General features: G+C 47.8%; 25 protein-coding genes and 1 tRNA gene. 23 read left to right on the forward strand and 3 right to left on the reverse strand.

The genetic code is table 11. The features are described from left to right. Positions 1-2 precede the first annotated feature (2 nt). The 5 genes from GX019_08190 to spoVT all read left to right on the forward strand — a co-directional run bounded on the left by GX019_08190 (position 3) and on the right by spoVT (position 6,460). Positions 3-953, forward strand: a complete 951-nt coding sequence (locus tag GX019_08190) for a ribose-phosphate pyrophosphokinase (GenBank protein HHT37138.1) — start codon at positions 3-5, stop codon at positions 951-953. Between the two features lie 57 nt (positions 954-1,010). Next, complete coding sequence (locus GX019_08195) at positions 1,011-1,637, forward strand: 50S ribosomal protein L25 (GenBank protein HHT37139.1); 627 nt, start codon at positions 1,011-1,013, stop codon at positions 1,635-1,637. An 83-nt stretch (positions 1,638-1,720) separates the two neighbouring features. Continuing rightward, positions 1,721-2,290 (forward strand): aminoacyl-tRNA hydrolase, encoded by a 570-nt coding sequence (locus GX019_08200; protein HHT37140.1) that lies wholly within the window; start codon positions 1,721-1,723, stop codon positions 2,288-2,290. A gap of 43 nt (positions 2,291-2,333) precedes the next feature. Further along, a complete protein-coding gene (mfd, locus tag GX019_08205) occupies positions 2,334-5,834 on the forward strand; it encodes a transcription-repair coupling factor (protein HHT37141.1) in 3,501 nt (1,166 codons plus the stop codon). A gap of 89 nt (positions 5,835-5,923) precedes the next feature. Continuing rightward, the gene (gene spoVT / locus GX019_08210) at positions 5,924-6,460 is read left to right on the forward strand and encodes a stage V sporulation protein T (GenBank protein HHT37142.1); all 537 of its coding nucleotides are present in this window, start codon (positions 5,924-5,926) and stop codon (positions 6,458-6,460) included. 56 nt (positions 6,461-6,516) lie between these two features. Here the strand turns inward: spoVT and mazG are convergent, their stop codons facing one another. Together mazG and GX019_08220 are read right to left on the reverse strand one after the other, a co-directional pair. After that, the gene (mazG, locus tag GX019_08215) at positions 6,517-7,296 is read right to left on the reverse strand and encodes a nucleoside triphosphate pyrophosphohydrolase (GenBank protein HHT37143.1); all 780 of its coding nucleotides are present in this window, start codon (positions 7,294-7,296) and stop codon (positions 6,517-6,519) included. Between the two features lie 51 nt (positions 7,297-7,347). Further along, positions 7,348-7,629, reverse strand: a complete 282-nt coding sequence (locus tag GX019_08220; protein ID HHT37144.1) for an HU family DNA-binding protein — start codon at positions 7,627-7,629, stop codon at positions 7,348-7,350. 193 nt (positions 7,630-7,822) lie between these two features. On the opposite strand from GX019_08220, the gene GX019_08225 reads away from it, so the two are divergent. The 18 genes from GX019_08225 to GX019_08310 all read left to right on the forward strand — a co-directional run bounded on the left by GX019_08225 (position 7,823) and on the right by GX019_08310 (position 23,882). Further along, entirely contained in the window at positions 7,823-8,782 is a 960-nt protein-coding gene (locus GX019_08225) for a SpoIID/LytB domain-containing protein (GenBank protein HHT37145.1), read from the forward strand. Positions 8,783-8,851: 69 nt separating this feature from the next. Beyond that, positions 8,852-9,142: a sporulation protein YabP gene (yabP, locus tag GX019_08230; protein HHT37146.1), complete on the forward strand. Its 291-nt coding sequence runs from the start codon at positions 8,852-8,854 to the stop codon at positions 9,140-9,142. A 70-nt stretch (positions 9,143-9,212) separates the two neighbouring features. Then, positions 9,213-9,725 carry a spore cortex biosynthesis protein YabQ gene (gene yabQ, locus GX019_08235; GenBank protein ID HHT37147.1) on the forward strand — a complete coding sequence of 171 codons (513 nt, stop codon included), beginning with the start codon at positions 9,213-9,215 and terminating at the stop codon, positions 9,723-9,725. 62 nt (positions 9,726-9,787) lie between these two features. Then, positions 9,788-10,081 carry a septum formation initiator family protein gene (locus GX019_08240; protein HHT37148.1) on the forward strand — a complete coding sequence of 98 codons (294 nt, stop codon included), beginning with the start codon at positions 9,788-9,790 and terminating at the stop codon, positions 10,079-10,081. Between the two features lie 110 nt (positions 10,082-10,191). Continuing rightward, complete coding sequence (locus tag GX019_08245; protein ID HHT37149.1) at positions 10,192-10,590, forward strand: RNA-binding protein S1; 399 nt, start codon at positions 10,192-10,194, stop codon at positions 10,588-10,590. Positions 10,591-10,671: 81 nt separating this feature from the next. After that, a complete protein-coding gene (locus tag GX019_08250) occupies positions 10,672-11,235 on the forward strand; it encodes a DUF501 domain-containing protein (protein ID HHT37150.1) in 564 nt (187 codons plus the stop codon). 9 nt (positions 11,236-11,244) lie between these two features. Continuing rightward, a complete protein-coding gene (locus tag GX019_08255; GenBank protein ID HHT37151.1) occupies positions 11,245-12,162 on the forward strand; it encodes a Ppx/GppA family phosphatase in 918 nt (305 codons plus the stop codon). 83 nt (positions 12,163-12,245) lie between these two features. Next, positions 12,246-12,333, forward strand: a tRNA-Leu gene (locus tag GX019_08260). A 94-nt stretch (positions 12,334-12,427) separates the two neighbouring features. After that, a complete protein-coding gene (locus tag GX019_08265; GenBank protein ID HHT37152.1) occupies positions 12,428-12,811 on the forward strand; it encodes a rhodanese-like domain-containing protein in 384 nt (127 codons plus the stop codon). Positions 12,812-13,126: 315 nt separating this feature from the next. Then, positions 13,127-14,122: an ABC transporter ATP-binding protein gene (locus GX019_08270; protein HHT37153.1), complete on the forward strand. Its 996-nt coding sequence runs from the start codon at positions 13,127-13,129 to the stop codon at positions 14,120-14,122. Positions 14,123-14,142: 20 nt separating this feature from the next. After that, positions 14,143-15,174 carry a dipeptide ABC transporter ATP-binding protein gene (locus GX019_08275; protein ID HHT37154.1) on the forward strand — a complete coding sequence of 344 codons (1,032 nt, stop codon included), beginning with the start codon at positions 14,143-14,145 and terminating at the stop codon, positions 15,172-15,174. A gap of 62 nt (positions 15,175-15,236) precedes the next feature. Beyond that, positions 15,237-17,123 (forward strand): ABC transporter substrate-binding protein, encoded by a 1,887-nt coding sequence (locus tag GX019_08280; GenBank protein HHT37155.1) that lies wholly within the window; start codon positions 15,237-15,239, stop codon positions 17,121-17,123. A 74-nt stretch (positions 17,124-17,197) separates the two neighbouring features. Then, positions 17,198-18,229 (forward strand): ABC transporter permease, encoded by a 1,032-nt coding sequence (locus tag GX019_08285; GenBank protein ID HHT37156.1) that lies wholly within the window; start codon positions 17,198-17,200, stop codon positions 18,227-18,229. A 7-nt stretch (positions 18,230-18,236) separates the two neighbouring features. After that, on the forward strand, positions 18,237-19,124 hold the full coding sequence (locus GX019_08290) for an ABC transporter permease (GenBank protein HHT37157.1): 888 nt from the start codon (positions 18,237-18,239) through the stop codon (positions 19,122-19,124). 163 nt (positions 19,125-19,287) lie between these two features. Then, a complete protein-coding gene (locus tag GX019_08295; protein HHT37158.1) occupies positions 19,288-19,761 on the forward strand; it encodes a DNA starvation/stationary phase protection protein in 474 nt (157 codons plus the stop codon). A 155-nt stretch (positions 19,762-19,916) separates the two neighbouring features. Then, positions 19,917-21,149 carry a hypothetical protein gene (locus GX019_08300; protein ID HHT37159.1) on the forward strand — a complete coding sequence of 411 codons (1,233 nt, stop codon included), beginning with the start codon at positions 19,917-19,919 and terminating at the stop codon, positions 21,147-21,149. A 173-nt stretch (positions 21,150-21,322) separates the two neighbouring features. Beyond that, the gene (locus tag GX019_08305) at positions 21,323-21,829 is read left to right on the forward strand and encodes an acetylglutamate kinase (GenBank protein HHT37160.1); all 507 of its coding nucleotides are present in this window, start codon (positions 21,323-21,325) and stop codon (positions 21,827-21,829) included. A 211-nt stretch (positions 21,830-22,040) separates the two neighbouring features. After that, positions 22,041-23,882 carry a silent information regulator protein Sir2 gene (locus GX019_08310; protein ID HHT37161.1) on the forward strand — a complete coding sequence of 614 codons (1,842 nt, stop codon included), beginning with the start codon at positions 22,041-22,043 and terminating at the stop codon, positions 23,880-23,882. Between the two features lie 45 nt (positions 23,883-23,927). On the opposite strand, the gene GX019_08315 is transcribed toward GX019_08310, so the two are convergent. Beyond that, positions 23,928-24,705, reverse strand: a 778-nt coding sequence (locus tag GX019_08315; protein HHT37162.1) for an SDR family oxidoreductase, incomplete at its 5' end; no start/stop codon positions are given.

A 24,705-nucleotide genomic window follows, 5' to 3' on the forward strand; every position in this document is an offset into this window, starting at 1 on the left:
TGATAGTTAATGCGTATGATAAAAAATTAAAGATTTTTACTGGAAACGCTAATCCTAAGTTAGCGGCAAGTATTGCTGCGCACCTGGGAGAATCATTGGGTCAAGCTGAAGTGGGCCGTTTTAAAGATGGTGAGATCAGCATTAAGATCCATGAAACTGTGCGCGGCTATGAAGTTTATATCATTCAGCCGACCCATAAGCCGACGGCTGAAAACCTGATGGAACTGCTGCTGTTAATCGATGCCATGAAGCGGGCATCAGCCAAGATGATTGCAGCAGTAATTCCTTATTACGGGTATGCCCGCCAAGATCGGAAAACCCAACCCCGGGATTCCATTGGCGCTAAGCTGGTAGCTAATCTTTTATATGCTGCCGGTGCAGACAGAGTAGTCACCATGGACCTCCATGCCGATCAAATTCAAGGCTTTTTTGACATCCCTGTAGACAATCTGCGGGCGCTGCCGATTATTGAAGACTACTTAAAATCAAAACAGCTTGACAATTACATGGTTGTAGCACCCGATGTGGGCGGAGTTGTGCGGGCTAGAAAGCTAGCCAATCGCCTCAACTGCTCCATAGCCATTGTGGACAAGCGTCGGCCTGCGGCCAATGTATCGGAAGTAATGAACATTATCGGCAGTGTCGAAGGCAAAACCTGCGTTTTATTTGATGATATGATTGACACAGGCGGAACAATTGTCAACGCTGCGGCAGCTCTGATGGAAAATGGCGCCACAGAAGTCTATGCGTGCGCTACCCACGCAGTATTTTCTGGACAAGCACCGGAGAAACTGCAGGAGAGCCCTCTCAAAGAGGTCATTGTAACCGATACAATTAACATCCCCGAAGATCGGATGTTCCCGAAACTGAAAGTGCTATCGGTTGCAGACCTCTTCGCACAGGCGATCAGACGCATCTTTGAAGAACAGCCTGTAAGCAAGCTGTTTGACTAACTTTTAACAACGATGCTATAATAGACCAATGAGTGGTGAGTGAAAGGAGGAAACAAAATGGCAAATTACCAACTTGCAGCGGAAGTACGCACCGCTTTTGGTACCAATGCTGTCAAGAAACTTCGTCGCGAAAAATTAGTTCCCGGTAATGTGTATGGACGCAATAATGACAATGTCCATTTGTTAGTTGCAGAGCGGGAATTGGAAAAGGCCATTCAATCCGGAGAACCTCTGATTGACTTAGCTGTTGGTGGCGAGAAAAAGATTGTTTTGATTAAAGACCTGCAGCGTGATTTTGTCAGAGGCACCATCGACCATGTCGATTTCTATGAAGTTTCTATGGACAAACCTGTGGATACTACCGTATTTGTGGTACTTACAGGCGAGGAAGAACGGGAATCCGATGGCGGCTTAGTCAACTTAGTTATGAGAGAACTGAACATTTCTTGTCTGCCAATGGATATTCCGGAGAACATTACTATTGATGTATCGCAGATGGTAATCGGTGATACCATAACTGTCAGCGATCTTGATCTTGGCGGCAAAATTACTGTCAACCAGGATCCGGACGAAGTAATTGTCACAGTTGCTGCTCCGACTAAAGTTGAAGAGTCCGCAGAAGATGAAGAAGCCGAAGTTGAAGCTGCAGAAGAAGCAGAAGCAGAAGCTGAAGCAGAAGAATAATCATATACTAGAATTAAATGCAGAAACAGAAGTGAAGGAATGCACGCTATGTGCGTTCCTTCACTGTTCTGGAGGATTTTAAAGTGAAAATAATTGTAGGATTAGGCAATCCGGGTAAAAAATATGAGCAGACCAGACATAATGCTGGTTTTTGGGTTATAGACGAACTTGCCCGCAGGATGAGCGTTAGCCTGAATAGCAAGAAATTTCACTCAATTATTGCGGAAGGGCATTATTTGGACGAAAAAGTAATTTTAGTCAAGCCCCAGACCTTTATGAATCTCAGCGGCACAGCGGTACAAGCGATTGTGAGGTACTGGCCGATTGATTTATCTGATCTGCTGGTGATTTATGACGATCTGGACCTAGAACCTTACCGGATCCGGATGAGAGCAGAAGGCAGCAGCGGCGGGCACAAAGGAATGCAGAGCATTATCAATCAGCTGCAGAGCCAAGCCTTTCCTCGTCTGAAAATCGGGATCGGCAGACCGGAGGGTCCAATGTCTGTACCTGATTATGTGCTGGCAAAAATTTCTGATGAAGAAATGCGCACCTATCAAGATGTAGTTGCCCGGTGTGCTGATGCTGTGGAAGTATGGATCAGCTCCGGTATTGAGCAGGCCATGAATCAATATAATAGTAGCAGGAAATGATGACTAATTTGAAAGTTGGCTTTGGCGATTGGAGGATAAGAAGTTGTCGTTACATGGATTAGTAGATTTGGTCAGCCGGTCGCGGGAGTTTCAAGCAATTCGCGAGAAAACTGCCAAAGGCGAGAAACAGCTGATCTTAGGATTATCCGGTTCTCAGCGCAGCCTGCTTACGGCTGTTGTGGCAGACCCTCAGGCTGTGACGCTGTTTATTGGCTATAATCAACAGCAGGCAGAAACAATCGCGCAGGATTTGCAAAATTTACTGCCAAATCGCACTGTTCTGGTATTTAATCCCAATGAGCTGCTGCCCCATGAGGAAGCAGTGATCGATTGGGAGCTGCGCAAAAGCCGGCTGGATGTGCTGAAACAGATCCGTGAGCCTGGCAGTATCATCTGTGTTTCAATCCAAGCTTTAACTGAGGCGCTGATTGAACCAGATTATTTCTATCAGCATCAGCTGACAATCGATCTCGATACCCGCGTCAATTTGAATCAACTTCCGGCTGATCTGGTTAGGCTGGGTTATGAGCGCGTAGATATGGTTGAAAGTTACGGACAGTTCAGTATTCGCGGCGGAATAATTGATATTTATCCTTTTACAGATGAACATCCAGTGCGGATAGAGCTGTTTGATGATGAAGTCGACTCGATTCGAACATTTAGGATCGATGACCAGCTTTCTATAGAAAAAGTTGACCAGGTTACTATCTTTCCGGCGCGGGATCGACTGTATGTGGATCTTGACTTTGAACAGGTTAGAGATGATATCTGGCAGGATGCTAAGCGCCAGAGCGCAAAGTTGTTGAAAATCGAGAACGAGGAAGCAGCGGATAAACTGCTTGCAAAAACCGCGGCAAATCTGGAATTGTTGGAAAATAAGACCTATTTTTCGGGCATTGATCAATATCTTCCTTACTTTTCAAAAGCATATACTCTCCTAGATTATCTGCCGAAGCAGAGTTTAATTATTGTCAGTGAACCAGCGCGGGTCAAAGAGCACCACAAGCTGTATCTGCAGGATATCGGCGATACCATCTCCGGTTTATTGACCAGCGGCAGAGTGCTGCCGAAAATGGCTGACGTTTTTATCAAGTGGGAAGAGCTGTGGCATTCTATCAGCACCCACGCCCATTCTCTCTACCTGTCTGTTTTGGATAAGCGCATCCCCGAAATGGGCACTCCTTCAGCGCATCAGATGAAGATCAAATCTCCGGAACACTACCAGAAAGATCTCGACGGCTTTGTTAAAAAAATCCAGCAGTGCCGCAAGCAGCACTACCGGATTCTCATAGTGGTGTCCACTGCGGAGCGGGGACGCAAGCTGGTGGAGTTTTTAAAAGACAGTGATATTCCTGCTCAATATACTGACAGCATCGAGGATAAACTCAAAGTCGGGAACTGTATCGTTACTGCCGGCAGCCTCGAGACCGGCATGGACTACTCGGGTTTTAAGCTTTTAATCATTACTGAGCTGGAAATCTACGGCAGACAGAGAGCGAAGCGGCGGGTAAACCGCACCGATACCCAAGTTCGGCTTACCGAGTCGGATCTGAAAGCTGGCGATTATGTTGTTCATATCAATCACGGGATCGGGCAGTATTTAGGGATTGAAACCCTCGAAGTTCAGAATACCAGCAAGGACTACCTTTTGATCAGATTTGCCGGCAAAGACCGCCTCTATGTGCCGACCGATCAAATTGGACTGCTCCAGCGCTATGTGGGATTAAACGATGCGGCGCCGAAGCTGTCTAAGCTGGGAGGCGCTGAGTGGGCTCGTGTTAAGAAGCGGGTAAAAGAATCGGTTCAGGATTTAGCTGAAGGTTTAATCAAGTTATATGCTGAGCGGGAAGCCACTGAAGGTTTTCAATTTCCTGAGGATACGCCTTGGCAGGCTGAGTTTGAAGAAGCATTTCCGTATGAGGAAACACCGGACCAAATCCGCGCCATAGAAGAAGTAAAGCGGGATATGGAAAAAACTCGGCCGATGGACCGCCTTCTCTGCGGCGATGTTGGGTACGGTAAAACTGAAGTGGCCATTCGGGCTGCGTTTAAAGCTGTCAATGCCGGTAAGCAGACCGCTGTGCTGGTGCCCACCACAATTCTTGCTCAGCAGCATTACCGCACATTTACAGAGCGGTTTGAAGATTATCCGGTAAACATCGGCGTTTTGTCCCGGTTCCAGTCGGCTGCAGAGCAAAAGCAGGTGGTTAAAGGCCTGAAAGACGGTACTGTCGATATCGTCATCGGCACTCACCGGCTGCTGTCCAAGGATATTGTTTACCATGATTTAGGACTGGTTATAATTGATGAAGAGCAGCGGTTTGGAGTAGCCCAAAAAGAAAGACTCAAAGAAATCTCCAAAAATGTGGATGTGCTGACTCTGTCGGCTACGCCAATACCACGCACCCTGCACATGTCACTTGTGGGAGTGCGGGATATGAGCTTGATCGAAACCCCTCCAGAAGATCGCTTCCCAATCCGCACTTATGTGATGGAATGGGATGACCAAACGATTGCTCAGGCGATTAATCGTGAATTAGCGCGGCAGGGACAGGTCTACTTTGTCTACAACAGGGTTCGCGGCATAGATGCTATGTACCAGCGCCTGCAGAATTTGGTTCCTGAGGCGAGAATTGCTGTTGCCCACGGGCAGATGGATGAAAACCGGCTGGAGCGAGTGATGCTCGACTTCTATAACCATGAATATGACATTCTTCTCTGCACAACTATCATTGAAACCGGGATGGATATCAGCAATGTCAACACCCTTGTTATTTACGATGCGGACCATCTTGGCCTGGCCCAGCTGTATCAGCTGCGGGGCCGTGTTGGCCGGACAAATCGGGTAGCCTATGCGTATTTTACCTATCGGAAGGATAAAATACTAACAGAAGACGCTGAAAAACGCCTTCAAGCCATCAAGGAGTTTTCTGAGCTCGGATCAGGAATAAAAATAGCTATGCGGGATTTAGAAATCCGGGGAGCCGGTAATATTCTCGGGCCTGAGCAGCATGGGTTTATCACTTCGGTAGGATTCGAGCTTTACTGCAAGCTTCTAGAAGAAGCTATCCAAAAGCTCAAAGGCCATGTTGAGCAGGAGGTTCCCGATCCTGTACTCGACCTGCAGGTTGACGCCTATATCGGGGATGAGTATGTGCCTGATCCCAAGCAGAAAGTAGAGCTGTATAAGAAGCTGGCTGCAGTGCGGACACTGGAAGATGCGGATGAACTGGAAGCCGAGATCGTGGATCGCTTTGGGGATCTTCCCGATGCGGTGCGAAACTTGGTCTTGGTGACCCGGATTAAGGTGCTGGCAAAGCGGGTAGGTATCGCCAGCATTTTCTGGGAGAAGAAGATGTTTGTAGTCCGCTCGCTGCCGGGTATTGTCAGAGCAAACGACAAATATACCAGCCTAGTGCGTCAGTTTAGAGGCCAAGTTGGTTATGTGCACAGCAGAAATCCCCAGATTAAGATCAAGACAGATGGACTATCGGATTATGAGGCTTTACTGCTCCTGCAGAAAGTGCTGCAGGCTTTGGAGTAAATACGTGTAGCTGGGAAAAATGAATAAAAATAGTACGCTGGTTATATACTAACAGTGAACTTACCCAACACGAAGGAGGGGCGTGGCTCTTGAAAGCTACAGGAATAGTCAGACGCATAGACGATCTAGGACGAGTAGTGATTCCCAAAGAAATTAGGCGCACCTTACGCATCCGCGAAGGCGATCCGCTGGAAATATTTGTTGACCGCGAAGGCGAAGTTATCTTAAAGAAATATTCTCCAATCGGTGAACTGGGTGACTTTGCTCAAGAATATGCAGATTCATTATATGAGTCAACTGGGCATATTGCACTGATTTCAGATCGGGACGCAGTTGTAGCTGTAGCCGGGGCAGCTAAAAAGCAGTGGATAGATAAATCTGTTAACGATGTTATTGAAAAGGCGATGGAATCCCGCAGAACCATGGTAGTTACCAAAAGCGATACCGCGGATGATGACGACCGATGGGATTTTGAAAGTCAGGTTATTGCTCCGATAATTGCGGAAGGAGATCCCATCGGGGCAGTGCTGATCTGCACGAAGGATCCTAATACACAGCTGGGAGAATTGGAAATAAAGCTTGCTGAGACAGCAGCCGGATTTCTGGCTAAACAAATGGAACAGTAATATGAAAGTCCAGTCTGGCTCCTATCCATAACTAAGTTTTATGCTTAAGTTATGAACTAGGAGTCTTTTTTTGCCTTCTCCCAAAGCTGATCCATTTCAGCAAGACTCATCGTATTAAGCTCCCGGTTTTCCCGGGCAGCCTCTTTTTCAATGTATTGGAAGCGGCGGATAAACTTATCGGTAGTTAAGTTTAAAGCCTGCTCAGGGTTGATGTTGAGGAAGCGGCAGATATTGACCAGACTAAAAAACAAATCGCCCATTTCTGCGGTTATCTGATCCTGATTGCCGGATGCGGCAGCCTGCTTAAACTCTTCAATCTCTTCCTCGAGTTTAGCAAATGTGCCGCTGATGTCATCCCAATCAAATCCCACTTTACTAGCTTTACTCTGCACTTTTTCTGCCCGCAGCAGCGCCGGTAGATGCCTGGGAATTCCATCTAGGAGTGACTCTCGGTCTTGATTAGCTTTTTCCTTTCTTTTGATGGCTTCCCAGTTGGAAAGTACATCCTTGACAGAATGAACCTCGGTATCGGCAAAGACATGGGGATGGCGGCGGATCATTTTCTCGCACACAGCGTTCAGCACATCATCCATGGTAAACCGCCCGTCTTCTGCTCCAATTTGAGCGTGAAATACCACCTGCAGCAGTACATCTCCCAGCTCTTCCGCCAGAGCCTGATCGTCCTGCTCTTCGATGGCATCAATTACTTCGTAAGCTTCTTCGATCAGGTAGCGGGTTAGACTTTGATGGGTCTGCTCCCGATCCCAGGGACAGCCTTCCTCGCTGCGAAGTTGTGCCATGATCTCGATTAGGGATGCTAATGTGTAGCGGGCCATGTAAAGATTACCTCCAATACAAAATAAAGCCTGCAGGTGCAGGCTGGTGTTTTACTTAGATGCAAGAACAGCTTCTTTTAAATTCTTACCTGGCTTGAATGCCGGGACAACTGTCGCTGGGATGGTAATTTTCTCGCCAGTTGATGGATTAACGCCTTGGCGCTCTTTACGTTCACGCACTTCAAAAGTACCAAATCCGACCAGCGTTACCTTCTCACCTTTTGCTAAAGCATCTTGGATAGCCGAAAAGGTAGCCTCCACAGCATCACTTGCAGCCTTCTTTGTTAAATTTGCTTCTTTAGCCACTGCATTAATAAGATCACTCTTGTTCACAGTTTAACCCCCTTGAGGTAAAGTAATTCACTTGTATATTCTGTGACCTGTAATACTATTCCTGCTATATTGGCAATTTTTTCCCTGAAAACTTTCTTTTGATCGGCTTCGGCATAATATTTGGCGAAAAACAGCAAGCTAATACAAGACAATTCTGTTAATACCGCGGCTGAAAAGATAGGAGGTAGCGATTTTGGGATTTACTAGAGGACAGAAAGCGGCTGCCGGCTTGATTTTACTCATAATTGCCGCTGTGGCTGTGATGGTGAGCTGGAGCGGTGACCGGGACGATCTCGCCAAAGAGTTGGATCAGGAACCGCAGATTACCGTCTATTTCAATGAAACCGGCGAAAAAAGAACGATGGGATTGGAAGAGTACCTTCAGGGTGTTGTAGCAGGAGAAATGTTTCCCGATTGGCCGCTGGAAGCTTACGGCGCCCAGGCTATCTTTGCCCGCAGCTTTACCTTGGCGCTGATGGCTGAAGGGGGCCTGCAGGAAAAATATGGAGCGGACATTTCCACAAACATCGAAGAAGCCCAAGCCTATAACCCTGATGCCATTACTCCGGAAATCCGCCAAGCGGTGGAAATGACCAGAGGTGAGGTCTTGACTTATGAGGATCGCTATGTCAAGGGCTGGTTTCACGCTTACTCCGGCGGCAAAACTACTACTGCCAAAGAGGGCTTGAATTACCAGGAAGCGGAACCGCCCTATATTGCCAGTGTGGATTTGGGTGAGAATCAGTATGCTCCCGAAGACGTAACCAACTGGGAAGCCAAATATACCTTGGCAGAGCTGCAGGGACTGCTGGCACCGGTGGGCATCAACGTTGGGCAAATTCAAGACCTTAAGATCACTGACCGGGGGTCGACAGATCGGATTACCCAAATTGAAGTAGTAGGCTCTGATGGCACCGCTGCTATCCACGGCTCGGATTTTCGCATTGCCGTTGATTCAACCAAAATGAAATCCACTTTGGTAACTGATTGGGAAGTAAGCGAAGGCACGCTCACGATTAGGGGAACGGGCTATGGACACGGCGTAGGCCTAAGCCAGTGGGATGCGTTTAAAATGGCCAAAGAAGGCAAGTCGCCAGAGGAAATTGCTAAGAGTTTCTTTAAAGGCGTAGAAATCAAGAAACTCTATGATTAGGCAGAATCTGATTCTATTTCCCACTCTTTCTGCATAGATTGTACCAAAAGCAGTGGGAGGTACGTTCAGATGGATGAAAGAAAGTATCCTACTTCAGCAGCCAGACATCAGGTGCTGCTGGTACAGCGGGAACGCTTAAATGTTGACGGTGTGCTGAATGTAGACAGCTTTGATGACCGGGAGATTGCCCTAGAGACAGAGGAAGGCGGTTTGATCATTCGCGGAGAAGATCTGCACATCAACGAGCTGAATCTGGAAACCAGCAGTTTAGTAGTATTGGGATATATCAAGACCCTGGAGTATACCAAGGATTCGTTTGGGCAGAAGGGCAAGGGTATTTTAGCAAAATTGTTTCGGTGATTCACATGTTACAGGCCAAATGCATACACTGTTATGGTAAAGAGAATTCAAAGCTCCTGGAGGTGTAAGCATGGATTCGCTTAGCGTACAGCTGTATGCATTTGCTGTTACACTAATTGCAGGCGCTTCGATCGGGCTTATTTTTGACTTATACCGCGTGATTCGCTCACGCCTGCAGCCCGGGGCAATTACCGCAGCGGTTATGGATCTTATCTTCTGGCTGGTGGCGGCACCGGTACTTATTGTCTACCTTTTGGTGGCGAACTGGGGTGAACTGCGCTTCTATGTCCTGATCGGGATTCTATTAGGCGCGGCCTTCTACTATCTGCTGTTCAGCAGAATAGTGATTCGGCTTTTTGCCGGTCTGATTAATCTGATTGGATATATTATCAGTTATATCTGTGGACTGGTTTTCTCCGTAGTCATTCTGCCTGTAAAGACCCTTCAGGACCTGATTTTAGCATTCAGCGCCCGCAGAAGCGGCCGCAGTTCCATTAAGTTTGATTCGAATTGGAGATGGCGGTTCCGCAGAGGTGGACTGCGCTGGCAATCTCCCTTTGCATCCCTTTGGCGGCGCCAGTAATTCCATTTCCTGGCAGGAAAACGCTGATTGCTCCCGAACTTCTCCATAAAGGGGAGGTTCTGATGGCTGTGGGAAGGACAAGGAAGAAGCCAGCGTACGGCAAGATTGTTTTACTGCTGCTGATTATCTGGCTGGGCTATGCTTTTGGAAAAGGTTTTATGGAGCATCACCGCCTCAGGAAGGAAATAGCCCGGCTGACCAATGAAATTCAGGCATTGGAACTTCGCAATGCCCAAATCCGAGAAGAAATTGAGTACCATCGCTCCGAAGAATATATCGAGAAAGTGGCAAGAGAAGAACTTGGTTTGGTTAAACCAGGAGAGACCCGGTTCATCATCACGGAATCATCCGACTGAGCCGGAAAGAAATAGGCATGGTCGATTGACACAAAATTTCTGATAATGTATAATATAAAATAGCCGCGGCCCTGCAGTGGCAAAATCTAAGAGGAGGAATTTATTAACGTATGTCAATCGATGTCGGCAGCATTGTCGAGGGTAAGGTAACTGGGATTACCAATTTCGGAGCATTTGTAGAGCTTGAGAATGGGGAGACTGGTCTAGTACACATTTCAGAGGTAGCAGATACTTACGTAAAAGACATCAACGATTACCTGAAACGCGAAGACTGCGTCAAAGTAAAAGTTATCAATATCAGCGACGGTAAAATTGGTCTCTCAATCAAACAGGCTAATCCCAAATCCCAGGTACAAAGTTATCCTCAACATGGTAGAGCGAGACGGAGAGCTGCAAGCGCCAACGATTTCGAAGAAAGGTTAGCGCGCTTTCTCAAAGACAGTGATGAAAGGCAGCAAGCTCTGAGAAAGAGTTTAGACTCGAAACGAGGTGGCAGGGGCGCGAGATAGAGCGTAAGTTGATTTGTTCATTGCCATATTAATATATTACATCCCTTCGGGGATGTTTTTTTCCATAATGGAGGCATAGGAATGCAAAATAGTCTTGAACAAGTAACACAGCAGGATTATCAAGTTATAACCAATCAATTAGGCCGGGAGCCCAGAGGTGTTTTGGGGATTGCCAAAAGATGTAAATACGGATATCCCCAAGTGATTGTTAATCGGCCGGTGATTACTAAGGTGGAGCAGGTAACAGTATTTCCGACTTCGCTGTGGCTTACATGTCCGTATTTGCGAAAAATGATCAGTAAAATCGAAAGCACTGGATTGATCGGCACGCTTCAGGAGCGGATTGCTGCTGATGAAGAATTTGCTGAAGCAGTTAAAAAAGATCACGAGGCGCACGCCGAATTTCGGCGCAGCCTTATTCCTGAGGAGGTCCTTAGGGCGCTGGCCAAGAATTATCCCAACGAATATCAAGTGATCGCAGAAACTGGCGTCGGTGGCACCCGCTCGTATGATGGTGTTAAATGCCTGCACGCCCATTTCGGTGATTATTTAGTTTTGGGCAATAACACCATCGGAAAAATGGTTTATGAAGCCCTGGATGGAGAGCTGAACTGCTCATCCGGCGAATGCAAATTGGAGAAATAGGAGACTGCTATGATTGCCACAATTGATATCGGCACTAATTCGACCCGCCTGTTAATCGCAGAAACTGCGCATACCGAATCTGGTATGCAGATCATGCCGGCAGTCAGGCAGCTGAAAATAACCCGATTAGGGCAGGGAGTCAATGCATCAGGGCACCTCAGACCGGAGGCCTTAGAGCGAACTTATCAAGCGCTGGCGGAGTACCAGGAGCTTCTCAGCCACTATCCGATTGAACGCCTAATCGTAACTGCTACCAGCGCGGTTAGGGACGCAGCCAATCAAGCTGAGTTCTTAAAAGGTGTTAAAGAGCGGACTGGATGGGCTGTGCGAGTCTTATCTGGACAGGAAGAAGCTTGGGCGTCGTTTGTGGGCGCGTGGAAAGCGGTGCAGGATGCGGGTGTTTTTCTTGGTGATGAACTGCTGGTAATCGATATCGGTGGAGGCAGTACGGAGATTGTTTGCGGCCGGTCAAATGGTGAAGTCCTCTTCAGCGGTTCTTGTCAGGTTGGCGCTGTGCGGATGACGGAGATGGACAATCAGGAGCTGGGCAGCCTGCAGAAGACGGTGCGAGAAAGGACAGCTGCCCTGATCCGGCAGTTGCCTGTCGATGTGTCGGGAAATCTGACTGTTATAGGCGTCGGCGGCACAATTACCACGCTTGCAGCGTTGGAATTAGAACTTGTGGACTATGATCCTGATAAAATTACAGGATTCTGCTTAACCAAAGAGAGGATTGAAGCTTGGTTCGAAAAGCTTGCCAGAATGAAGCTTCATGAGCGAGAAGTTCTGCCGGGACTTAACCCGGGCAGAGCTGATGTTATTCCTGCCGGAGCAGGAATATGCGCTGTACTGATGGATTTGTTGGGAGCAGAACGAATACTGGTAAGTGATGGTGATTTGATGCAGGGAGTTTGGCACATATTCTAATCCCGGATCAGCCACAATAAGAAATGAATTAGGTATTGACAATTATCAAGATAAATTATATAATTGCAGTTGTGATTCGGAGTGCCGGGGTGGCGGAATAGGTAGACGCTACGGACTTAAAATCCGTTGGGCGTTAAGCCCGTGCGGGTTCGATTCCCGCCCCCGGCACCACTTTTTATATCAGCGGCGCTCATCAGCTCGATGAGTTTTTTTATTTTCGGCACATGGATATAATATAAGCGACTAAGTTAAAGGGGAGCCGGATATGAAAAAATGGTTTATTACTGCTGCGTTAATTGCTTTTATCGCTTGGCAGTTAATCAATAAACCCAGCCCTGGCGCGGAAGTTGACGCAGAGGAATTGCTGAAAATGCTGGCAACCGATGCCGAAGTCGTCTTGCTCGATGTGCGTGAGCCGGATGAATATGCAGCTGGACATATTCCTGGCTCAATACTGATTCCCTTAGGAGATTTGGATCGTTCGGAACGGCTGAAGGAGATTGATCCCAGCCAAAAAATCGTAGTAATCTGCCGCAGCGGCAACCGCAGCGAATTTGGACAGCAGATGCTGATGGATATGGGTTTTACAGACGTGTATAATCTGACGGGCGGGATCCAAAGATGGACCGGTCCGATCGAAGTGGAATAAAGCCGTTTAAGCGACCAACCTCAAGCCAGCATTAGTCTGGGGGTTGGTTGCTTTTTTGCGTGATTGAGCGGCAGCAATCAGGCAAGACTAAACATAAGATCAGGAAATGATCCGTTATTTTACGGATGTTATTTTTATAACGATGCAGGTAAAACACGGTCTCCTTCAATTGACAGAAAGAGCTCTAGTTGCTAAAATAGATCAATGTTATTATTAATATAATGCATTTAATTATGAATTCCATGATTTTCCAGGAAAATCAAACTGGAGGTTATCATCATGACTGATAAAGCTCATGCCACTGAGCACAACAGAATGGACCCTGATACACTGCTGAGGGTAGAGGATCTGCATACCTATATCTCAAGTGAGGCAGGCTTGGTAAAAGCAGTCAATGGAGTCTCCTTTGAGATAAAAAAAGAGGAAGTCCTGGGTGTAGTTGGGGAAAGCGGCTGCGGAAAAAGCATGACCGCCTTATCGATTATGCAGCTTTTGCCGAGACCCCATGGCAAGATCCATGCCGGCAAAATCCTTTTTCGCAATCGCGATGGTGAGGTAATCGATTTAGCCCAGCAGGATCCCACCGGCGCGATGATGCGTCAGATCCGTGGTAATGAGATTGCCATGATCTTTCAGGAGCCCATGACTTCTCTTAATCCGGTTTATACAGTTGGGTACCAAATTGTTGAAGCGATTATGCTGCATCAAAAAGTAACAGAGAAACAGGCCTGGAAGATGGCTGAAGAGATGCTGGCCAAAGTAGGTATTCCCAGCCCCAAACAGCGGGTCAGAGAGTATCCGCATCAAATGAGCGGGGGGATGCGCCAGCGAGCGATGATTGCTATGGCGCTCTCATGCAATCCCAGCCTTTTGATTGCAGATGAGCCTACCACAGCCCTGGATGTGACGATTCAGGCTCAAATCCTTGATCTGATGAAAGATCTGCAGGAAGAATTCAAAATGTCGATTATGATGATCACTCACAATCTTGGTGTTGTGGGCCGGATCTGCGATAATGTTGCAGTAATGTATCTGGGCAAAGTAGTTGAGTATACTGATGTGCGGACTCTCTATCACGACCCTGCTCATCCGTATACGATTGGCTTATTTAAGTCCATTCCCAAGCTGGGTGAAAAGAAAGATAGACTTGAACCGATCAAAGGTGTAGTACCCGACCCGATCAATCCACCCAGCGGGTGCAGTTTCAGAGACAGATGCCCGAGAGCGCAGGAAAAATGCAAAGAAGAGCCGCCTTTTGCTGAGGTTGGGGACAACCACTTAGCACGCTGTTGGTTTCCCGGTTCAGAATAAGGTGTAGAAAGGAATGCATTATGGCTGTTGCAAAAAATGCCGAACTCTTACTGGATGTTCGTGATTTAAAGAAATACTATCCCATCACCAAAGGCCTATTCCGCAGAACTGTGGGCTGGGTCAAGGCGGTTGATGGAGTCAGTCTGCAGGTGCGCCGAGGCGAAACCCTAGGCGTGGTTGGTGAATCAGGCTGCGGCAAAACCACCCTTGGTTTAAGCTTAATGCAGCTCATCCAGCCGACTGACGGCAAGATTTTGTATAACCATCAAGGTAATTGGGTTGAAGTCAATTCCAAAACCATTAAGAGTCTGCGTTCGGAGATCCAGATGATTTTCCAGGACCCATACTCTTCTCTCAATCCGCGCATGCGGGTTCGCGACATTGTCGCCGAACCACTGGCAGCAAACGGTGTTTCTAACCGCACCGAGCGCTATGACCGGGTAGAAAGCCTTTTGAAAGCTGTCGGCTTAGGTTCACACCATATGAACCGTTATCCTCATGAATTCAGCGGCGGTCAGAGGCAGAGAATAGGAATAGCCAGGGCTTTATCGGTAAATCCATCACTAATCATCTGTGATGAGCCTGTCTCAGCCTTGGACGTATCGGTGCAGGCGCAGGTGCTCAATCTGCTTAAAGATCTGCAGGAAGAGTTTGGATTGACCTATGTGTTTGTTGCCCATGATTTATCGGTGGTACAGCATATCAGCGATCGCATTGCTGTAATGTATCTGGGACGTGTTGTGGAAATGGGAGATGTTGACCAGCTGTTTAGAGCGCCGCAGCATCCTTATACTGAGGCTCTGCTCTCCGCGATACCCAGCCCTAATCCTGATGTGAAAGATAATAAGATTGTGCTGAAAGGGGACGTTCCCAGTCCGGCAAATCCGCCGCAGGGGTGCGCTTTCCATCCGCGATGCCCGTATGCCACCGAACGGTGCCGCCATGAGCGTCCGGAATTGACTGCGGATAAGAATGGACACTACGCGGCCTGCCACCGGACAGACGCGTTAGAGTTAAAAGGTGTTGAGGTAAGCGAACCTGAAACCGCTTAATAAATGATCACAGCACTATAAACAGCCTTAAGGCGCATAAAATGGAGGGAACATAAACAGAAATGAATTCACGACTACGGATAGTACTAGCATTAGTATTGGTATTGGCAGTAGGATTTGCAGTTTATTCCTACTTCGGACGAAACAACGATACCGAAAACGGCGTTCCTAGCGGAGAGCCCCAGAAAATGGTTACCGATGAGAACACATTCGTTTACATTTCTATTGGCGAACCTGATACCCTTGATCCCGCTTACGCTTACGATACAGCCAGCGGCGAGATTATTCATCAGGTTTATGACAATCTTTTCGACTATGAAGGTGGCGATTTAAACAAGCTGGTACCGATTTTAGCCACTGAAGTACCAACCATTGACAACGGTTTAATTTCCGATGATGGCAGAACAATTAAGGTGCCGATCCGCAAAGGTGTGAAATTCCACACCGGCAATGAATTAACACCGGAAGACGTGGAATACACTTTTGAGCGGAATATGATTTCCGATCCGGTCGGAGGACCGATCTGGATGTTCTTTGAGCCTCTTTTGGGTGTGCAGAGTATGCGCCAGCTGATCGCATCCGTTGGAGGTCCCAGCGACTTTACTGACATCAATGATGTTGATCCGGCAATTCGCCGCGCTGCATTCGATAAAATCGATGCTGCTGTAGAGGTTGAAGGCGATGCAGTTGTCTTTAAACTAGCCGGTCCTTACCCGCCGTTTCTGCAGATCTTAGCTAAAGGCGGCAGCTGGGCTTCGATTCTGGAGAAAGCCTGGATGGTTGAAAAGGGTGACTGGGATGGAGAGCCTGATACATGGGCTAAATGGTATGATCCCACTAAAGAAGAAATGACCTTGTATGAACAAGCCAATGGTACCGGTCCCTTTAAACTGCAGGCTTGGGATCGCAGTGGCGGCCAGATTGTGTTAAAACGCAATGACGATTATTTCAGAGGTCCAGCCGAGCTCGAAACCGTGTTTGTTAAATACATTGAAGAATATAATACCCGTCAGCTGATGCTGCAGAGCGGTGATGCTGATGCAATCTACGCAGACGTCCAGTATCTCAATCAGCTGCGGGGTGTCGAGGGAATCAGGGTTTTAGAAGGCTTAGAACAGATTTCCAACACAGTGCTGCTGTATAACTTCACTATTCCTTATGAAGGCAACGAAGACATTGTGGGAAGCGGTAAGCTTGACGGAAACGGCATTCCCAGCGACTTTTTCGCTGATATCAATGTGCGAAAAGCATTTAACTATGCTTTCGACTATGAGCGATACCTGAATGAAGTTGCCAATGGAGCCGGAACCATTTCCACCGGGTTTATTCCGAACTCTCTGCCTTTCTCCAACGAAGGTGGCGAATGGTACCGCCATGACTTAGAACTTGCTGAACAGCACTTTAGACAAGCATTTAACGGTGAGCTGTGGGATAAAGGCTTCAAGCTGACAGTGCTTTACAACACCGGAAATAACGCCCGGAAAACTGCAGCTGAAATCCTTGAATACAATATCGAATCGATCAATCCGAAGTTCCAAATTGAAGTACAGGGCATGCAGTGGGCAACCTATCTTGGCAAGCTAGATGCCGGTTCCCTACCTGTGTTCTTCATGGGCTGGCTGGCAGACTTCCCGGATGCTCACAACTTTGTTGACGCTTATCTTCGCTCCACCGGCGCATTTGCTGGGTATTGCGGCGAGGGCTTGGTTGAACTGGCTAAAGCTGAGTTTGACGACTTAGTGGCTCAAGCCATGCAGGCACCGACAACCGAAGAGCGGGAAGCTCTTTATCAGGAAATCAATCGCAAAGCATATGAGTATGCAGTTGCGATGCCTTATATCGATCCAGCGGATCACCGGGTAATGAGAGATTGGGTCGAAGGATTTGTGCACTGCCCAGCCTACAGCGCGAAATACGATTTCTACAGCTTGTCTAAAAAGGTTGATTAGGTACATTGGACTGAAGTGGGGTCACCTTTGCGGTGATCCCACTTACCTGAAATTAGAGTCAAGGAGTTATAGTTATGTTAACCTTTATTACTAGACGCTTACTTTTTCTTCCGATCGTGCTGATTGGAGTCACATTAATGATCTTTATTGCCATGTCATTTTTGTCTCCTGCCCAATTAGTCAGTGCATATATTAAAAGCCCAGAGGAACTGAAGAATCAAAGTATCAGCGAATTGATTGTCAAGTACGGCTTGGATCAGCCGGTTTGGAAGCGCTATATCACCTGGATGAAAAATGTCCTCAAAGGTGACTTAGGTTATTCTGTTTCAGCCAATATGTATGTCACGGAAGCAATTGCCAAACGGTTTCCTGCCACACTTGAATTAGCTTTATTTGCAGTTATTCCCGTTATCTTTGGCGGAGTTTGGTTAGGAACCATCTCTGCGAAGAACCACAACCAGCCGCTTGACCACACATCCCGGATTTTTGCCATTGTGGGCTGGTCACTGCCTGACTTTGTTTTTGGCCTCATCATCTTATTGATTTTCTATGGTCTTTTGAGTTGGTTTCCACCAGGCAGATTATCGGTTTGGGCTGATAATGTAATTTTAAGCGGCAGTTTCGTTCAATACACAGGTATGAATACAATTGATTCCCTGCTGAACGGACGGTTTGATATTTTCTTAGATTCCCTCCGCCATCTTATTGCGCCAACGATTACCTTGGCTTATCTGTGGTGGGCTTATATTCTGCGGATTACCCGCTCCAGCATGCTGGATGTGCTGAATAAAGATTATGTGCGCACAGCTCGGGCCAAGGGCCTCATGGAAAGACTGGTTATTAACCGCCATGTGCGGCGCAACGCCATGATTCCTGTAATTACTGTAGTAGGAAGCATGATCCTGGGACTGTTAAGCGGTGTCGTTATTGTTGAAACTGTCTTCGATTATAAGGGCATTGGACTGTTGATTGCCAAAGGCGCCCAGCAGATGGACTATACCTTAGTGCTCGGGACAAGCCTTTTCTATGGGGTGCTCCTTGTATTAACCAACTTAGTTGTCGATGTTCTGTATGCGGTGATTGATCCGCGGGTGAGATTGGAGTGATCGCTGTATGGTTTTAAAAAAACTGATTCGCAATCCTATATCGTTAATCGGATTAATCATTTTGCTTGGTTTTGTGCTGGTTGCGATCTTTGCACCGCTGATTGCTCCTCTGCCTGACGATGTACTGGCCAGGAACCCTAATGCGGATCCCTACCGCATTCCTCGCTACGGTTTTGCCAGCACACCGACACCTCCCAGCAAAGATCATCCCATGGGTTTGACAGAGGGACAGCTGGATATCTATTACGGATTAGTATGGGGAACTCGGACTGCGTTTAAAGTGGGTTTAACCGTCATCTCGATCTCCTGTTTGATCGGTATTATCATTGGTTCAGTCAGCGCCTATATCGGTGGTAAGTTTGACGAAATTGTCATGCGTTTTGTGGACATCTTCATGAGCTTCCCGTTTCTAATCGCGGCGATTGTAATTACTACGATCCTAGGCCGCGGTTTGGAAAATGTGATGCTGGCTATGATTCTCTTCCGCTGGACCGGCTATGCCCGCTTAATCCGGGGTAATGTGCTTCAGGTAAAGCAGGATGAGTATGTTATGGCTGCGCGGGCAGCAGGGGTAAGCCATGTTGTGATTTTAATCCGGCATATCCTGCCCAATACAATTTTCCCTGTCATCATTCAAGCTTCGATGAATATGGGTTCGATTGTCGTGACAGCTGCCAGCTTGAGTTTCCTTGGTTTGGGAGCTCCGGAAGGCTACGCTGACTGGGGTCAGATGATCAGCTATGCCCGCAACTGGATTCTTGGAGCACCAGGAAATCCCATGGCCTACTGGTACACAGTTGTGTACCCTGGATTGGCAATTGTACTGTTTGTCTTGTCCTGGAACTTAATCGGAGATGCGTTCCGCGATATCATGGATCCGAAGCTTCAAGGATAAACGCATATATACAAAAGAGTCAGAACATCAGATCTGGCTCTTTTTTTGATCTAATAATGAGTGGCATGCAAAAATTTTTTGGTAAAAAATTGGACATTATCCATAATAAGAGTTATTATTAATACGGACATAAAACAAGATAAGATAGAAGGAGGCTGTTTTGATGAGTACAAATCTTATTGGACTGCCAGTCGAGGGAAGCAAGAAGGTTGTGGAACACTTAAATAAGTACTTAGCAAATCTGCATGTGCTGTACACTAAGCTGCACAACTATCACTGGAATGTTGAAGGCTTGGGCTTCTTTAATATCCATGCCAAGTACGAAGAACTGTATGATGGTGTAGCAGAGGAAATCGATGCAGTTGCTGAGCGGATTCTCCAGCTAGGAGAACGTCCATTAGCATCAATGGCAGATTACCTCAAAGTCGCTGATCTTAAAGAAGTTCCAAGTGAGGGCATCAGCGGTGTTGATTCTGTAAATGCTGTTCTTGCAGACTTCAAAGTTTTGATCAGCGGTCTCCGTGCCGGCATCGCAGCTGCGCAGGAAATCGGTGATGAAGTAACTGCTGATATGATGATTGGCTCCCTGGCAAATCTCGAAAAGCAGGCTTGGATGCTGGACGCTTATTTGAGGTAAACATAAGGTTAGATTGGACCAGCCTGGTTGAAGCAGGCTGGTCTTTTATATTCTGGGGGAACAAATCCTTACCAATTTTGCAGGGGATTTGCATAAATCGGCGAAGAGCATATTGGTTATAGCACCGCAATATTTGAAGGAAAGGACAGGCTTAGATGGAACCATTTTTACTAAAAACTATCGACCTTACAAAAGCAGGACAGCGCTGCAAAATGCTGGTGGGGGATCTGGATGGAGACGGCCGCAGAGAGCTGCTCATGGTCCAGGCTGACGGTGGTATTGATGACCGCTTCATTCCTCACCAGGCTGTGTGTTTAACTGCTTTTAATCTAGATGGAGAAATGCTCTGGCAGGTGGGCACCCCGAGCGAAGACCCGGGAGGGCATGGATCTGATTTTCCCGCCCAAATTTACGATATCGATGGCGACGGGTTTAATGAAGTAATCTGCGTCATGGACAAACAGTTGTTAATCATTGACGGAAAGAGCGGGGAGATCAAGAAGAGCAGCGATCTGCCGAATCCCTATGCTCATGACTGCATTATTATCGCGAATCTTACCGGTCATGATTACCCCAGGGATATTATCCTCAAGGACCGCTACCGCCAGATGTGGGCACTGGATCATAATTTCAAGCTTTTATGGACTCATCAAGGCAATATCGGTCATTATCCCTGGGCGCATGATTTTAACGGCGACGGCCGGGATGAAGTGATTGCCGGTTTTGATTTTCTCGATGCAAATGGCACCAAAATCTGGTCCAGCAATTTAGATGATCATGCCGACTGCATCTGGGTGGGCCCGGTTTTAGATGAGACAAAACCGGAATCATATATTATTATCGGCGGCAGTTCCACCGCTATGTATGATGCCGAAGGCAGAGAAATCTGGCGCTACGATGGCTGCCGCGAGTCTCAGCATGTGGCAGTTGGCAAATTTCGTCCCGATGATTCCGGACTGCAAGTTGCGGGCGTGGATCGGATTGTCAGGGGCAGAAACGGCAAGGACGGTATTTTCCTGCTTGATTCCATGGGCAATGAGCTCTGCAAAGAAGAGCCGAACACTCAAGGATGGACTACCATCATTGATACTGTCCGCAACTGGGATGACACACCGCAGGACTACATCCTTGCTTTTCGCCGCGGTTTTGGAGTATTTCCCGCGCTTTATGACGGATATTTAAATAAGGTTGTGGAGTTTCCGATGCGCGGTCTGGTTGTCCATGCCGAACTTGTGGAAAACGGACCGGAATGCGTGATTGTTTACAACCAGGAAGAGGCGAAGGTCTTTGCCGGCAGAATGCATGATCTCTCCGCTGCCAGCGGCAGACCAATGCCTCAGAGTAAGCGCCTGTATAACTCCACGCTCTATCCGGGAGCAGAGTATTAAGGCTGCGCCCAAAATTGAACTGCACGTACCATTGCCCCCAATGCCTGCGGACATAGAATATAACGATGGAGAAAGGGGGGCGTGGTATGAATACCTCAAAGCACAGACCTTCCAGAATTTTGATGATGGGCGGCCAGTGGATCAGCTGCCAGGCACTTGACCTGATCAATTTAATGCGTGAACTGTGGGAGCAGCATGGTGCGTGGACAAGAATGACCATTACCAGTATTGTATTCTCGCTTCCGGACCAGCAGGCGACCATCAACAGGCTGCTGCAGAATCCTTGGGATTTTGCAGAGGCATTTACCAGCTATTACGGAATAGAGATCGGCACCAGATTGGGTGTGCTTTTAACCGAGCATCTCGTAGTTGCAGCTGAGTTGGTAGAAGCAGCCAAAGCAGGTGATGCGGAAAGAGTGGCCAAATTAGACCGCAAATGGCACCGCAATGCTGAAGAAATCGCTGCGTTTTTAGCTCAAATTAATCCATTTTGGTCGCTCCAGACCTGGAGAACAATGCTGTTTGAACACTTAAGATTAGTTACACAGGAAGCTGTAACCATGCTGGAAGGCAATTACCAGGCAAGTGTAGATACCTATGATATGATCGAAACCCAATCCCTAGAAATGGCTGACTTAATGTCATTGGGAATTACAAAGCAGTTTCCTGACAGATTTTAACTTCAAAGCAAAAGTGACGCGGAACAACCGCGTCACTTCGCATTATGGCCGACTAGTGTGCAGAATACTTCAGCATCGTTGGTTTTAGTGATGGCAAAGCTCATCACTTTCTTGCAATACAAGAAAATATACGGTATGTTAGGAGTAGGTTAAATGACATCAAAATTTGAAAGGAGAGGCCATAGTGATTGTAGTTGGTGCTGCAGCAGCGCTGCTCAGCGTACTGCTGCTGAGCAGGAAAGCGTATGCAGAGGATCCCAAAGAGCGGCAGTGGTTTACTCCGGCCTTGGATCCTCAGCATGCGGACAAGCCGAAAGTTGAAGGATGGGCGCAGGAAAAAGTTGTCGAAAAGTTGAGCCGGGGATTAGTTGGCAAAGCAGTAGACGGAGACAAAGTATACTTAAGCTGGCGGCTGCTGGATTCTGATCCGGAAGATGTGGGCTTTGATGTTTACCGGGAAAATTCCGCTGGACAGGTAGAAAAGTTGAATCAGTCGCCAATCACTGCGACTACAGATTTTACCGACACAAATCCTTTAAAAGGGAAAGCCAAGTACTGGGTACAGCCGGTTTTGGGCGAGCAGGCTTTGGCAGCCTCAGATGCGGTTGAAGTTGATTCAGAGGATACTGAGCTTCATTACCGCTCCATCAAGTTTCAAGGGGATTATATGCCGAGCAAAATCGCAGTTGCTGATTTAGACGGAGACGGGAATTATGATTTTGTCATTAAACAGCCGTTCAGCAGCATTGATCCTGCGGGAAGGCCTAATGAGACCGGACTTACATATAAGCTGGAAGCGTATTTAAGCGACGGTACCTTCTTATGGAGGAAGGATTTAGGACTAGGGATTGAGCCGGGAATCTGGTATTCCCCCTATGTTGTGTATGATTTTGATGGTGATGGCAGAGCCGAAGTGGCGGTGAAAACTGGACCGAATCACCGGGATCCAGACGGCAGAGTGCGCGAAGGCGAAGAATGGGTTTCAATTCTTGACGGCATGACCGGTGAAGAACTGGCGCGGGCACCATGGCCGCCGCGAGAACCGGGATACGGCGATTACAACCGCACCAACCGCAACCAGATGGGGGTTGCTTATTTAGACGGCAAGACACCATGCCTGCTGGTTGCCAGAGGTACTTATAAGCTGATGGTGGTGGACGCTTACCAGTTCCATGACGGCAAGCTTGAGAAAGTGTGGCACTGGCGGGGCGATGACGAAACACCGGTAATCCGCAGTCAGGGAGCTCACTTTATGATCAGCGCCGATGTTGACGAAGATGGCCGCGATGAAGTGATTCTTGGGTCCTGCGTCTTGGATGATAACGGCACCTGCCTCTGGTCAGTAGGACTCGGACATCCTGATAGAATGTATGTTTCTGATATCATTCCGGACCGGGAGGGCATGGAGATTTTCTACGGCATTGAGCCCTGGCATGATGACGGTAACGGCATCTGCCTAGTGGATGCCAAGACGGGTAGGATGCTGTGGAACTTCGGCCAGCCGACCAAGCATATCGGTAACGCCATGATCGCTGATATTGATCCTAACAATCCAGGTTTGGAGCTGTGGGCCACAGAAGACAGCAAAGCCGGTTCCGATGCCAAGTACATGTTTTCTTCTGACGGCAAGCTGATTGCCACTAATGATGATGTTCCTCCCTGCCGCCATTTAGTGTGGTGGGATGGGGATCTGATTCGGGAGTTCGTAGTCACTAACCGGCCTGAGAACCATGCTGACAGATGGGATGTTTCCAAATGGGAGTCTATGGTTGTGAAATACAAAGGCGAGACATTGATGGAAGGAATCAAGGGCGCTGTATCCTTTACAGCCGATATCTTCGGCGATTGGCGGGAAGAGATAATTTCGGTGCTGCCGGGTGAAATGCGGATTTATACCCCGACAACACCGGCGCAAGACCGGCGGGTAACCCTAATGCAGGATCCGATTTACCGCAATACGGTGGCGCATCTTTCCATGGGATACCACCAGTCTCCGGTTCCTGGGTATTATCTCGGCGAGGATCCTAATAAGAAGAATAAAGAAGACGAGTAATAAGCAAAGCTGACTTGGATTACCCAGGTCAGCTTTATTTTTATACTATTTGCGGTTAAAGATGCCGCCCGCCAAGAAATCACCGATACGGGGAAACAGCAGGTAGAGCCTAGCGCCAATTTCCATAATTCGCGGCAGATTGATTTCCCGCTTGTCGGTCAGCATGCAGGCAGTAACTTTAGCTGCGACCACCTTTGGGTCGAGAACCCAGCGGTCAATTTTCTCTAAGTAAGATCCGCTTGGATCAGCGTGAATAAAGAAATCAGTCTGCATCGGTCCGATGTTGACAGTAGTTACATAAATCCCAAAAGGCTTCAGTTCCAGACGCAGAGCATTAGAATAGCCGCGGACTGCGAATTTAGTTGCAGCGTATACAGCGGATTTGGGAGTGGCCATTTTCGAAGCCTGCGAGGCAATGTTGATGATGTGGCCAGCTCCGCGCTTTTTCATATCGGCAGCGATAAGCTTCGTAATCTGGATTAGACCAAGCACGTTTACTTTAAACATCTCGTTGGCCAGTGACTGGGGAGTGGCGAGGGCTTCGGCAAAAAACCCAAAGCCTGCGTTGTTCACCAGTACATCCACCGCTCCCATCCGCGCCAATATATCGGGCACAACCGCTGCTATCTGCTCAGGACTGCCCACATCCAAACGATAAGAGTAAGCGGGTCTGCCCGAGAGTTCCCGACACCGCCTTTCAATCTGCTCCAGGCGCTCCCTGCGCCTGGCAGCGAGGATAACAATCGCTTTTTCGGAAGCTGCCTGGTAGGCAATCTGCTCGCCCAGTCCGCTGGAAGCGCCGGTAATCAAGACGATTTTATCC

The organism is Bacillota bacterium (assembly GCA_012837335.1).
Classification (GTDB): Bacteria; Bacillota; Limnochordia; order Darwinibacteriales; family DTU012; genus DTU012.

What these genes read in the sequence shown, in the direction of transcription:
- GX019_08240 (HHT37148.1), top strand. Translation starts at nt 9,788, where the DNA reads ATGGCTGTGGGAAGGACAAGGAAGAAGCCAGCGTACGGCAAGATTGTT.
- GX019_08300 (HHT37159.1), top strand. Translation starts at nt 19,917, where the DNA reads ATGGAACCATTTTTACTAAAAACTATCGACCTTACAAAAGCAGGACAG.
- GX019_08250 (HHT37150.1), top strand. Translation starts at nt 10,672, where the DNA reads ATGCAAAATAGTCTTGAACAAGTAACACAGCAGGATTATCAAGTTATA.
- mazG (HHT37143.1), bottom strand. Translation starts at nt 7,296, where the DNA reads ATGGCCCGCTACACATTAGCATCCCTAATCGAGATCATGGCACAACTT.
- GX019_08270 (HHT37153.1), top strand. Translation starts at nt 13,127, where the DNA reads ATGGACCCTGATACACTGCTGAGGGTAGAGGATCTGCATACCTATATC.
- yabQ (HHT37147.1), top strand. Translation starts at nt 9,213, where the DNA reads ATGGATTCGCTTAGCGTACAGCTGTATGCATTTGCTGTTACACTAATT.
- GX019_08275 (HHT37154.1), top strand. Translation starts at nt 14,143, where the DNA reads ATGGCTGTTGCAAAAAATGCCGAACTCTTACTGGATGTTCGTGATTTA.
- GX019_08265 (HHT37152.1), top strand. Translation starts at nt 12,428, where the DNA reads ATGAAAAAATGGTTTATTACTGCTGCGTTAATTGCTTTTATCGCTTGG.
- GX019_08290 (HHT37157.1), top strand. Translation starts at nt 18,237, where the DNA reads ATGGTTTTAAAAAAACTGATTCGCAATCCTATATCGTTAATCGGATTA.
- GX019_08195 (HHT37139.1), top strand. Translation starts at nt 1,011, where the DNA reads ATGGCAAATTACCAACTTGCAGCGGAAGTACGCACCGCTTTTGGTACC.
- yabP (HHT37146.1), top strand. Translation starts at nt 8,852, where the DNA reads ATGGATGAAAGAAAGTATCCTACTTCAGCAGCCAGACATCAGGTGCTG.
- GX019_08280 (HHT37155.1), top strand. Translation starts at nt 15,237, where the DNA reads ATGAATTCACGACTACGGATAGTACTAGCATTAGTATTGGTATTGGCA.
- GX019_08245 (HHT37149.1), top strand. Translation starts at nt 10,192, where the DNA reads ATGTCAATCGATGTCGGCAGCATTGTCGAGGGTAAGGTAACTGGGATT.
- GX019_08255 (HHT37151.1), top strand. Translation starts at nt 11,245, where the DNA reads ATGATTGCCACAATTGATATCGGCACTAATTCGACCCGCCTGTTAATC.
- GX019_08305 (HHT37160.1), top strand. Translation starts at nt 21,323, where the DNA reads ATGCGTGAACTGTGGGAGCAGCATGGTGCGTGGACAAGAATGACCATT.
- GX019_08295 (HHT37158.1), top strand. Translation starts at nt 19,288, where the DNA reads ATGAGTACAAATCTTATTGGACTGCCAGTCGAGGGAAGCAAGAAGGTT.
- GX019_08285 (HHT37156.1), top strand. Translation starts at nt 17,198, where the DNA reads ATGTTAACCTTTATTACTAGACGCTTACTTTTTCTTCCGATCGTGCTG.